This window comes from Roseimarinus sediminis (genome assembly GCF_050433125.1).
In the GTDB taxonomy this organism is placed as follows: Bacteria; Bacteroidota; Bacteroidia; order Bacteroidales; family Prolixibacteraceae; genus Roseimarinus; species Roseimarinus sediminis.
Genome location: NZ_JBNPXV010000002.1, coordinates 292,406 through 304,253, shown reverse-complemented (window position 1 = coordinate 304,253; position 11,848 = coordinate 292,406). Strand labels below are relative to the sequence as shown.

Below are 11,848 nucleotides of genomic sequence, written 5' to 3'. Positions count from 1 at the left end.
TCATAACAACTAAAAAATTATAGCACACAAAACCAACCTGTCAATGAACAAGTTTTTTCCATTCATCTTAATTTTGGGTTTCGTATTTACCTCGTGTACCACAAAAATACCGCTACAAAGCATCGAAGTGGAAGCTCCTTTCGATATGCCGGCCATCACCATTCCCGACTTTTCAGAAGCAAAACGCTACGTCATAACCGATTTTGGCGCCCAACCCGGGAACATTGAGAAAAACACCACGGCCATTGAAAGGGCCATCGATCAGGCGAACAAAAAAGGAGGCGGGATAGTAGTAATTCCTCCCGGGGAATGGCTGAGCAAGAAAATTCATTTGAAAAGCAATGTCAACCTGCACCTCGAAGAAGCAGCAACCCTTCTCTTCTCCGATAATCCTGAAGATTATTTGCCGGCTGTACATACAACATGGGAAGGCCTTGAATGTTACAACTACTCTCCTCTCATTTACGCCTACCAATGTCAGAACATTGCCATCACGGGAAATGGCACCTTAAAAGCCCAAATGGATACCTGGAGAAACTGGTTTGGCCGACCGGCAGCTCACATGAACAGCCTGAAATGGCTCTATCACGAAGCAGCCCAATACCGGCCGGTCGAAAACCGGATAATGGCCAACGATTCATCGAACCTACGTCCCCATTTTATCCAGTTTAATCGATGTGAGAATATCCTGCTCGAAGGAGTGTCCATCGAAAACAGTCCTTTCTGGACCATCCATCCTTATCTGTCGAAAAACATCATCATCCGTAATCTCAATGTTTTTGCACACGGCCATAACAACGACGGGGTCGATCCCGAAATGAGCCAAAACATACTAATCGAAAACTGCGTATTCGACCAGGGCGACGATGCCATCGCCATCAAGTCAGGTCGAAACCAGGATGCATGGCGGCTGAATACACCCACAAAAAACCTGGTAATGCGCAATTGTACCGTCAAAAATGGTCATCAGCTGGTGGCCATTGGCAGCGAACTCTCAGGAGGTATCGAAAATGTTTTTGTCGATCATTGTAAAGTACTCGATGGAGCAAAAATGTTTCACCTTGTGTTCATCAAAACCAATGAACGTCGCGGTGGTTATGTCAAAAACATCCATATTAGCAACATTAATGCAGGCAGCATCTCCAACGGTATTTTAGGCATCGAAACCGATGTACTGTACCAGTGGCGCGACATTGTTCCAACCTACGAGGTGAAACTGACCTCCCTATCAGATATCCGTCTTGAGAATGTAAGCTCAAAAAGTGTCAGTTTCATCTCAAACATCGACGCGCAAGCCGAAAAACCGGTAAAAAACATCAGTATGAAAAATGTAATGGCCGATAGCATCCGGGCTTTCGAACACCAACACAAAAATGTTGAAGGTTTTTTCGTAAACGATCAGCCCTTAACTATCCAATCGAATAAATAAGATGAAAGCCATATACTACCTTCCCTGTCTCATGCTGCTTTTCTGCTTAACTGCCATCGGCCAATTCGTTCATGCAAAGCAAAAAACTTTATACCCCACAGGAGAAGTAGTTTCAAAGTATCACAACAATTGGACCCGTGTGCATTATAAAAAGCGGATTACTGAATTCATGAACTATCCGCTGCAGGAAAACGAAATGGTGTTTATTGGCAACAGCATTACCGAAAAAGGGGGTGACTGGAGTGAAAAATTTGGAGTCGAACACATCCGCAACCGCGGTATCTCGGGCGATGTGACCGATGGTGTACTCAAGCGGCTGGATGAGATCACCCATTCTCAACCCAGGGCCGTATTGATTCTGATTGGCATTAACGACCTTTATAACCTGCATCATGATCAGGATGCCCGTTCAAGTCTTCAATACTATAAAATCGTTCCGTCGGCCCGGTATGTAGCCCGAAACATCGTAAAAATCACCAAAAAAATTCACCGCCATTCACCCGAAACCCAAATCTATGTACGCACCATTTTACCAACCCGGCGTGAATTTCTGAAACAGGACATCTTAAAGGTAAATGCCCTGCTGACGAAATATGCCGCTAAAGAAAACTATACCCTCATCAACCTGTATGCACAGTTTACAGACGATGAAGGCTTGTTGCGAAAAGAATACACCAGCGACGGCTTGCATTTGAATCATGAAGGATATGAGAAATGGCTTACTTTTGAAGAATCTTTGATTAAATCAATAAAATAGGAAGGCCCTTCAATAAACCTTTACAATGAACAGGTATCCAACTACACGGATACTTTGCTTAATCAGGCCTGGCTTGATGAAGAGAAGCCGGGGGGATGACAACCTAAAGAACAGGCGGTCTGTTACAAAAAACACTATGATGAAAAACAATTACAAAGTAAAAAGCTTACTCCTGCTAACGATCATACTGGCAACAAGTTTCGTGGCCGGCGCACAACGCCAGATGGAAAAGCTCGACAGAGGACTACTGGCCATAAAAACCGAAAAGGGTGTATTTCTAAGCTGGCGTATCCTGGCTACCGAAATGGAAAATACCGCTTTCAACATTTATCGCGACAGGGAAAAAATAGCCGGTATTCCTGCCACAGGTGCTTCCAACTATACCGATCCCGATGGCACGCTGCAATCGGTTTACCAAATCAAACCGGTAGTTGATGGACAAGAAATCAACGAGAAACAGAAGGTAAAAGTATGGAACGACAACTACCTTGAGCTTCCGCTTCAATTGCCTGAAGGCTATGCTCCGGGCGATGCTTCGGCAGGCGACCTCAACGGCGACGGACAATATGAAATTATACTACATGTAAATGGTCGTGGCCGCGACAATTCTCATGCAGGATTTACCGACGAGCCCATATTGCAGGCCTATCAGCTTGACGGAACCCTTATGTGGGAAATCAACCTGGGGAAAAACATCCGTGAAGGAGCCCACTACACCCAGTTCATGGTATACGATCTCGATGGTGACGGCATTGCCGAAATTGCATGCAAAACAGCTCCGGGCACCAGGGATGGGAAAGGTGAATTTCTGAGCCAGGGGCCTGCCAAAAACGACGACGATCAGGCCGATTATCGTTTGGCTGGCGGACGAATTGAAGGCCGAATACTTTCGGGGCCTGAATACCTTAGCGTTTTTGATGGAAAAACAGGCCGGGAACTGGCTACCACCTATTACCTGCCTGCACGTTTAGAGGGCAGTACCGAATACGATCCCCGAAAACTGAATGAAACCTGGGGCGATGGCTATGGCAACCGCTCAGACCGCTTTCTGGCCTGCGTGGCTTATCTCGACGGCAAGCGCCCCAGCCTGGTAATGGCACGTGGTTATTATACGCGCACCGTACTCGCCGCCTGGAATTATCGCGACGGACAAATCAGTCATGTATGGACCTTCGACAGCAATGCCCCCGGCAATGAAGCGTATGCCGGTCAGGGCAACCACAACCTGGCCGTGGGCGATGTCGACAACGACGGCTGCGATGAAATTATGTACGGTGCCTGTGCCATCAATAACGACGGAAGCGGTCTCTACTCTACCGGCATGGGCCATGGCGATGCCGGTCACCTGAGCGACTTTGATCCCGACCGTCCCGGTCTCGAATTCTTCATGCCCCACGAGGCCAAAGGCCCCGGTGCACCCGGTGTTTCCTTCCGCGATGCAGCCACCGGCGAAATGATCTGGGAATATCCCAGTCCCGACGATGTGGGCCGCGGTGTAATGGCCGACATAACAGCCGGACACAGGGGTGCCGAAGCATGGGCCATCAGCGGATTAGGACCCTATAATGTGAAAGGCGAAGCCATCGAAGGCCGCCCTCAGTCGTATAACTTTTTAGTATGGTGGGATGGTGACGAACTGCGCGAACTGCTCGACCGCAATCGTATCGACAAATACGGTGTAGGGAGGCTTTTCACTGCCGAAGAGTGCAATTCAATCAACTGGACCAAGGCCAATCCCAACCTGAGTGCCGACCTGCTGGGCGACTGGCGTGAAGAAGTGATATGGCGCACCAACGACAACAAGGCACTGCGCATATATACCACAACCATTCCTACCGAAAGGCGCCTGTACACCCTGATGCACGATCCGCTTTACCGACTGAGCATTGCCTGGCAAAATGTGGCCTACAACCAGCCGCCACACACCGGCTTTTTCCTGGGACACGACATGCCCGAAGCACCCATTCCGCTGATCTATTATCCCCAATAGCAGAAAGAAGATCTGCCACTAAGCATTGGTTCTCCGGTACAGGTGAAAGCTTCCTGCATAATAAAGCTCGTTGTGCTTTGGCGCTTTGCTGGTGCACCATGTCAGCAGACTTTCTTACCAGTGAGAAGATCCCGTGCAAACTTACAGCAGACTTTCTAAACCGGGAGAAAGTTGCTTGCCCTTCAGCAACAGCCTTCCCTTTACATAAGGAACAACAAATTAAGCCACTGACGGGCGCTCTGCATGTACAACGCAAATACAGAAAGCCGGCAACACAAACCGCAGGCGGCAGACCAGCTCAACATGTAATTTTCATTTCTTAGCTGCTTTCCTTATTTTAGCTAACACGATAACCAAAACCTGTAAGCATGAAATTCAGGACCTCCTGTTTCACTGTATCCCTTCTACTTTTGATCATTATGCTGCTGAGCGCCGGCTGCCGGCAAAACGAAAGCCCCGAATCATCACGCTTGTGGTACCAACAGCCGGCCAGGGAATGGACCGATGCGCTTCCCATCGGGAATGGCAGCTTTGGAGCCATGATTTACGGAGATCCGAAAAAAGAAATCATCCGCCTCAACCACGATGAACTTTGGTCGGGCTATCCCAAAGATGGAAACAACCCCGATGCCATCAACTACATCGACGACGTCAAGCAGTTGTTGGAGCAAGGCTTATATCATCAGGCGCACCAAATGCTGCGGAACATGCAGGGTCCGTTTACCCAGAGCTACCAGCCGCTGGGCGACCTGCTACTGAACTTTCAACATCGCGACATTGACAACTACCAGCGCGACCTTGACCTTTCGCAAGCCATTTCAAGCGTGTGTTATCAAAGCAATGAAACAAGTTTCAGCCGCGAACATTTCAGCAGCTTTCCCGATCAGGCCATGGTATTCAACTTCGAAGCCAGGGGCAATGAACCGCTTAACCTGGCCCTCACCTTCACCAGCCAACTGATGCACAAGGTAAATTACCACGACGGACTGCTCGAATTGAAAGTGAAAGCTCCCATGCACGTTGAGCCCAGCTATCGGGGTGGATTCACACCCGACGAGGCCGTCATTTACGACAGCTGGGACGGCGAAGGCATGGAAGCCACCGTATGCCTGAAAGCCTTGACCGATCAGGGCGAAGTTGCTTTTCACTCCGATTCGCTTTTCATCCGCAATGCCGGCAGGGTCACCCTGTTGCTTACTTCGGCCACCAGCTTTAACGGACGCTTTAAGTCGGCCGGTCTCGAAGGCAAAGACGATGAAGAACTGGCCCGCAAACAAATGAAGCATGTCGAACAGCTCAACTACAAACAACTGAAAAAAAACCACCTCGACGATTACCAGAACCTGTACAACAGGGTACAACTGAAACTGGGCGGGAAAGCTGAAAACAGGAAAATTCCAAGCGACCAGCGCCTGGTCAGCTATCGCAACAATCACGATCCCAATTTGGTGAGTCTCCTGTTTAACTATGGTCGTTACCTGCTTATTTCCAGTTCGCGTCAGGGCAGTCAGCCCGCCAACCTGCAGGGCATCTGGTCGCAAAATGTTCGGCCACCCTGGAGTGCCAACTATACCCAAAACATCAATGTTCAAATGAATTACTGGCCGGCCGAAGCCTGTAACCTGCCCGAACTTACCGGCCCACTGTTCAGGCTCATTAAAGCTGCTTCGATCAATGGGAAAGAAACGGCACGGGTCAATTACGGACTCAAAGGCTGGGTTGCCCATCACAATGGCGACATCTGGGCGCACAGTGCCCCTGTTGGCGACTATGGAACCGGCGATCCCAAATGGGCCCACTGGAGCATGGGTGCTGCCTGGTATTGCAGCCATCTATACGAACATTACCTTTTCAGCGGCGACACCGATTTTTTGAAAGAAGCCTATCCGATAATGAAAGATGCTGCCGAATTCGTGTTGGGCATGTTGCATCAAAATGCCGACGGCCATTATGAAACCATGTTTGGCACCTCGCCCGAAAATGCTTTCATCGATCCTTCAAGCGGCAAGAGTGCCTCGGTATGCCCCGGTCCGGGCGGCGACCTTGCCATGACCAACGAACTGCTTGGCAACTGTCTGAAAGCGGCACGCATCCTCGACACCGATCCGGCCTTCCAAACCCGCATCGACACCCTGCTTCCACAGCTTCAACCCTTCAGAATCAGTACATCCTACCGTATTCAGGAATGGAACCTCGATTTTGAAGAGACGGAACCCAAACACCGTCACCTGACCCATCTTTACGGCTTACACCCTTCGAACCAAATCAATCCATGGGATACTCCTGAATTATTTTGTGCTGCCCGCAATTCGATGCTCCGCCGGGGCGATGGAGCCACCGGCTGGTCGATGGGATGGAAAACCAACCTATGGGCCCGTTTGCTCGATGGCAACCACGCCCTTACCATCATTAACCATCTTTTTCAACCGGTAGGCTTCGACAGCATTGAACATCACGGTGGAGGGCTCTACCTCAATCTCTTCGATGCCCACCCGCCCTTCCAGATCGATGGTAATTTCGGACTTACAGCGGGCATTGCTGAAATGTTGCTGCAAAGCCATGCCGGAACGATTCACCTGCTCCCTGCCCTGCCCGATACATGGAACGAAGGCAGGGTAAGCGGACTAAGGGCCCGCGGTGGTTTTGTGGTCGATATGGAATGGAACGACGGAATAATACAGGAAGCCGTCATCAGCTCAACAATTGGCGGCCAGTGCATCATTCGCAGCTATACGCCGCTTGAAATTCCCGAAGCAAGCCCCCTGGAACAAAGGCAAAAACCGTCGAACCATCTATTGGAAATGACCACTGTTGCTTTGCCTGTTTTTGCAGGTGATGAAAGCATACAGCCACCTGCAGTTCCCGAAGTTTATGATTATATTTGGGACGCCAGGGCGGGTGAACAACTTAAAATCAAATCAATCAATTAAAACAGATACAACAATGACAAACAAAATGATGGTATGCATGCTGCTCGTGTTGATGACTGCGCAGCTTTCAGTCACGGCACAGGTGACGGTGAAGGAAGGTAATCCGGTAATTAAGGACAAATACACTGCCGACCCGGCAGCCATTGTACACAACGATAAAGTATACCTGTATGTGGGCCACGACGAATGTCCGCCCAACCAAAACCGTTATGTAATGAATGAATGGCTCATCTACTCGTCAAACGATATGGTGAACTGGACCGAAGAAGCAGCCGTGGGGGTTACTGCTACTTTCGACTGGGCCAGTGGCGCTGCCTGGGCTTCCGAAGTAGTTGAACACGACGGAAAATTTTGGTGGTATGTTACTGTGGAGCACAAAAGCATTCACGGAAAATCAATCGGGGTGGCCGTTTCCGATTCTCCACTTGGCCCCTTTCGCGATGCCCGCGGATCAGCCATCATCACCAACGACATGACCACCGATGTTTCCATCAGCTGGGACGACATCGACCCTAGCTGTTATGTCGACGACGAAGGGCAGGCCTGGTTGTACTGGGGCAACACCCAATGCTACTATGTGAAATTGAAGGAAAACATGATCGACTTCGAAGGTCCCATCCATAAAGTCGACGGCCTGCCCAATTTCACCGAGGCACCCTACATCCACAAAAAAGGCGACTGGTATTACCTGAGCTATGCCTATCAGTTTCCCGAAAAAACCGCTTATGCCATGAGTAAAAGTCCGGGTGGCCCCTGGGAATTCAAAGGCATCCTCAACGAGGTGGCCGGAAACAGCAATACCAATCATCAGTCAATTATTGAATTCAAAGGCAGGGATTACTTTGTTTACCACAATGGCAGCATCGTTCCCCACGGAGCAAGCTTTCGCCGCTCGGTGTGCATCGACTATCTTTATTACAATCCCGACGGCACCATGAAGCGGGTACAAATGACCACCGAAGGTGTCGATCCAGTAAAATAATTAATTTACAACACCCATTAAAAATCCTGCTCCCATCGGTGCAGGATTTTTTGTTTTGAAAAGATGTTTACTTCCTTTAAATTTAGAACTGTTTAAAAAACCAGGCAACACCATGAAAGTGCTACAAAACAAAAACATTCTGATTACAGGCGGAGCATCGGGTATCGGTAAAATAATGGCCCGTATGTTTCTCGAAAAAAATTCGACGGTCATTATTTGGGATCTTAGTCAACAAAATATTGATGAAACCCTTAGGGAACTTTCTCCTTTGGGTGACCTTACAGCCTACCGGGTCGATGTTTCCTCAGAAGACCAGGTGAAGGAAAGTGCGCTGAAGGTAAAAAAAGAAAAGGGAACAGTCGACGTCCTTGTTAACAACGCCGGCATTGTGGTTGGAAAATATTTTCACGAACACAGCACGACCGATATTAGCCGGACACTCGACATCAACACATTGGCCCCCATGCTGGTGTGCAACGCGTTTTTACCCGACATGATGCAGCAAAACGCTGGTCACATCTGCAACATCGCCTCATCGGCCGGAATAGTTGCCAACCCGCGCATGGCGGTTTATGCCGCCAGCAAGTGGGCCCTGATTGGCTGGTCCGACAGTTTGCGGATTGAAATGATAAAGCTGAAGAAGAAGGTGGCTGTAACAAGCATTTTGCCCTATTATATCAACACCGGAATGTTCGATGGTGTACAGTCGCGAATCCCCATTCTCGATCCTGAAAAAGCAGCTGCTGCCATTGTAAGGGCCATACAGAAAGATAAAAAGCTGCTCACCCTACCGGGCTATATCTATCGCTTAACACGGATTAGTCAGGCTCTTTTGCCCATCAGTGCTTTCGACTGGCTCATTGATAAAGTATTCGGTATTTACAGTACCATGGATCATTTTACAGGACGTAACAAGAAAATCAACCACAATGAACGACACTGCTGAAAACCAAATAATTGAAAAACTGGAAAAACAACGGGCTTATTTTTCCAGCAATGCAACCCGTTCGGTCAGTTTCCGTCGGGAACAATTGCGCCAACTCAAAAAAGCCATCCTTCAGTACCGCGAAAAAATTGAAGCAGCCCTATGGGCCGATCTGCATAAATCGGCCGAAGAGGCCTATCTCACCGAAATCAGCATTGTAAGCGGCGAAATCGATTATCACCTGAAGAAGCTAAAGCAATGGGCACGTCCCAAAAAGGTAAAAAGCCCTTTGCATTTGTGGCCTTCGAAAAGTAAAATACACTACGAAGCGCTTGGCGTGGCTTTAATTGTGGCTCCCTGGAATTACCCCTTTCAACTGCTGCTTAATCCGCTGGTAGGAGCCATCTCTGCTGGTTGTTGCAGTATGCTGAAGCCTTCACCCGATGCACCGGCCACTGCCAAAATCATCGAAGAAATGCTTGCAGCTTATTTTCCTGCCGAATACATCACGGTTGTTCAGGGCCGAAGGGAAACCAACACCCGCCTCCTTTCCCGGCGTTTCGACATCATCTTCTTTACCGGAAGCCCTCAACTTGGAAAAATTGTGATGGAGGCAGCATCGAAATATTTAACGCCCGTAGTGCTTGAACTGGGAGGTAAAAGTCCCTGCATCGTCGATGCCGGGGCCAATATCAACCTAGCTGCAAAACGCATCGTCTGGGGTAAACTAATCAACGCCGGACAAACCTGCATTGCTCCCGACTTCCTGCTGGTGCATCATTCGCTTAAAAACGAACTGCTCGACAAAATGGCTCAAAACATCCGCCTGATGTATGGCGAAAATATCAAAGAAAGCCGTTACTATCCGCGCATCGTGAGCGAAAGGGCCATGGACCGGCTCACAGAACTTCTCAAACAGGGGCATATACATACCGGCGGCGAAGTTGACAGGCAACAACGTTACATTGCTCCGACCATTATCGACGAGGTGCAGCCTGATTTTCTGCTTATGCAGGACGAAATTTTTGGCCCCATCCTGCCGGTGATGACCTACAAGCACCTCGATGAAGCCCTTGCCTACATCAATGCCAATGAAAAACCACTGGCCTTTTATTACTTTGGCAAAAACAAAAAGGCCAAAGAAGTTCTTTCGAAAAGCACCTCGGGCGGGGGCTGTATCAACGATACGCTGATGCACATTGCCAACCATCATCTGCCTTTCGGCGGTGTAGGCAACAGCGGTACGGGAAAATACCACGGGCACGAGAGCTTTCTGGCTTTCAGCAATCAGCGTTCGATTGTAACAACGCCCACGGCATTCGACCTGCCCTTAAAGTACGTGCCTTTTAAGTATTTTAAACTGCTCGAAAAGATATTGAAATAAGCTGCCTCTTGCTTTGTCCTGTTCAGCAACGAAGGTCTTAATCAGTCGAAAGAGCCATCATTCCTAAGCATTTATCCAAATGGCTGTATCAATCTGCCCAATGATCCAGCCGTGCGAACCCTGCATCAAAATAAACATGATGAGTGCTTTCTGTTGTCTTGAAAAGAACCATTGAAGAACAAAAAGGATCAGAATTATATTGATACTACCAATGGTAGCCAAAAACAACAGGAAGTAGTGCATTTACAACCAATAGTAACAGTTTTATTTTTGATTCAGGCCATGTAGCTAAATACCTTTGTTTCATCACAAATTTTAAAATTGCACGGATGTTAGAAACGAAAAAAATTGGCAATAAAATTGCCGAAGCACGAAAGCGAATTGGAATTTCGCAGGCAGAACTTGCTCAACAACTATTTATCAGTTCGCAGGCAGTTGGCAAATGGGAACGCGGAGAATCAATGCCAGACATCATAACCCTTAACCGGCTGGCTGAAATCTTTGAAGTTGACCTCAACTATTTTTCAGAAAACTTCCAATCTGCAGTTGGCGGGTCATCATCCATAGAAACATTGGAAAATCAATCTGCAGAATTGTCAGACGGGAAACAAAAGAAAAATCCTGCATGGGATATGTCTAAGTTGAATCTGGTGGACAGTGATTTTTCAGGCTTAAAAAACCTGCACGAAAAATTCAGTTCATCAAATATGCTGCATTGTCAGTTTATTGGTTCAGAAATGTCGGGACTGCTACTAAAATATAACAATGTAGATCAATGCGACTTCTCAGACTCCGACCTTAGTAAAAGCCATATACAGAACTCGAATCTGGCAAATAATCATTTTAATAATTGTTTGCTGAAAGAAACTGAATTTAAGGGAACTTATATAAAAAACTGCGACTTCACGGGAGCCGATTTCACAGGAGCTAAAGTTAAATCGGGTGGGTTGGAGAAAAATACACTTACAAATGTTTTGTGGAATCGCACCACTTTCACAGACACCTATTTTGGCGATCTGATTTTCGAAGGCACATTGAATGAATGCTCTTTTATAAACTGTGGATTTAATAAAGTTAAATTCCTGAATGTGACCCTAATAAACACTTTCTTTAAGAACAACAAGAAAATGAAACAGCTTGAATTTATTGACTGCAAAGCCGATAAACTAAGCTATGCCTTCTTGAAAAGCAACGGAGCCAGGCTTACAGGGATCACCTTATTGTCGGAATAAAGTGAGTGGCTTCTATTTTTATCACGAGGGTGGACAGAAAGCGAATGCAAAGCTTAAATGAAATAATCACCAGCTTGTTTTATCTGAACCAATGAGAAGACGAAAGATAGACTGACACAGGTATATTAAACAAATCAACCGGTCTCTTGCAATCTTTCGTCTGCTGTCTCCCACCTTTCCCCTTTGACTTATGACTTTTTCCTCTGACACTTAATAACT

At 47.6% G+C, this 11,848-nt stretch carries 8 protein-coding genes; all 8 read left to right on the top strand.

Going from position 1 to position 11,848, the window contains the following annotated elements:
- Positions 1-43 precede the first annotated feature (43 nt).
- The 8 genes from FHS86_RS04240 (at position 44) to FHS86_RS04205 (ending at position 11,629) form a co-directional block, all read left to right on the top strand.
- Positions 44-1,429 carry a glycoside hydrolase family 28 protein gene (locus FHS86_RS04240; RefSeq protein ID WP_429411480.1) on the top strand — a complete coding sequence of 462 codons (1,386 nt, stop codon included), beginning with the start codon at positions 44-46 and terminating at the stop codon, positions 1,427-1,429.
- A 1-nt stretch (position 1,430) separates the two neighbouring features.
- Positions 1,431-2,186 carry a GDSL-type esterase/lipase family protein gene (locus FHS86_RS04235; RefSeq protein ID WP_429411478.1) on the top strand — a complete coding sequence of 252 codons (756 nt, stop codon included), beginning with the start codon at positions 1,431-1,433 and terminating at the stop codon, positions 2,184-2,186.
- Between the two features lie 139 nt (positions 2,187-2,325).
- Entirely contained in the window at positions 2,326-4,176 is a 1,851-nt protein-coding gene (locus FHS86_RS04230) for a rhamnogalacturonan lyase (protein ID WP_429411476.1), read from the top strand.
- Between the two features lie 368 nt (positions 4,177-4,544).
- On the top strand, positions 4,545-7,106 hold the full coding sequence (locus tag FHS86_RS04225) for a glycoside hydrolase family 95 protein (RefSeq protein ID WP_429411474.1): 2,562 nt from the start codon (positions 4,545-4,547) through the stop codon (positions 7,104-7,106).
- A 13-nt stretch (positions 7,107-7,119) separates the two neighbouring features.
- A complete protein-coding gene (locus tag FHS86_RS04220; protein WP_429411472.1) occupies positions 7,120-8,088 on the top strand; it encodes a glycoside hydrolase family 43 protein in 969 nt (322 codons plus the stop codon).
- Between the two features lie 112 nt (positions 8,089-8,200).
- Positions 8,201-9,034 (top strand): SDR family oxidoreductase, encoded by an 834-nt coding sequence (locus FHS86_RS04215; RefSeq protein ID WP_429411470.1) that lies wholly within the window; start codon positions 8,201-8,203, stop codon positions 9,032-9,034.
- Positions 9,018-10,397: an aldehyde dehydrogenase gene (locus FHS86_RS04210; protein WP_429411468.1), complete on the top strand. Its 1,380-nt coding sequence runs from the start codon at positions 9,018-9,020 to the stop codon at positions 10,395-10,397. The genes FHS86_RS04215 and FHS86_RS04210 overlap by 17 nt, the downstream gene beginning before the upstream one ends.
- A 329-nt stretch (positions 10,398-10,726) precedes the next feature.
- A complete protein-coding gene (locus FHS86_RS04205) occupies positions 10,727-11,629 on the top strand; it encodes a helix-turn-helix domain-containing protein (RefSeq protein ID WP_429411466.1) in 903 nt (300 codons plus the stop codon).
- The last annotated feature ends 219 nt before the right edge of the window (positions 11,630-11,848 follow it).

Excerpts from the sequence above, each read along its gene's own strand:
- FHS86_RS04235 (WP_429411478.1), top strand. The coding sequence starts at position 1,431 with ATGAAAGCCATATACTACCTTCCCTGTCTCATGCTGCTTTTCTGCTTA.
- FHS86_RS04230 (WP_429411476.1), top strand. The coding sequence starts at position 2,326 with ATGAAAAACAATTACAAAGTAAAAAGCTTACTCCTGCTAACGATCATA.
- FHS86_RS04225 (WP_429411474.1), top strand. The coding sequence starts at position 4,545 with ATGAAATTCAGGACCTCCTGTTTCACTGTATCCCTTCTACTTTTGATC.
- FHS86_RS04205 (WP_429411466.1), top strand. The coding sequence starts at position 10,727 with ATGTTAGAAACGAAAAAAATTGGCAATAAAATTGCCGAAGCACGAAAG.
- FHS86_RS04240 (WP_429411480.1), top strand. The coding sequence starts at position 44 with ATGAACAAGTTTTTTCCATTCATCTTAATTTTGGGTTTCGTATTTACC.
- FHS86_RS04215 (WP_429411470.1), top strand. The coding sequence starts at position 8,201 with ATGAAAGTGCTACAAAACAAAAACATTCTGATTACAGGCGGAGCATCG.
- FHS86_RS04220 (WP_429411472.1), top strand. The coding sequence starts at position 7,120 with ATGACAAACAAAATGATGGTATGCATGCTGCTCGTGTTGATGACTGCG.
- FHS86_RS04210 (WP_429411468.1), top strand. The coding sequence starts at position 9,018 with ATGAACGACACTGCTGAAAACCAAATAATTGAAAAACTGGAAAAACAA.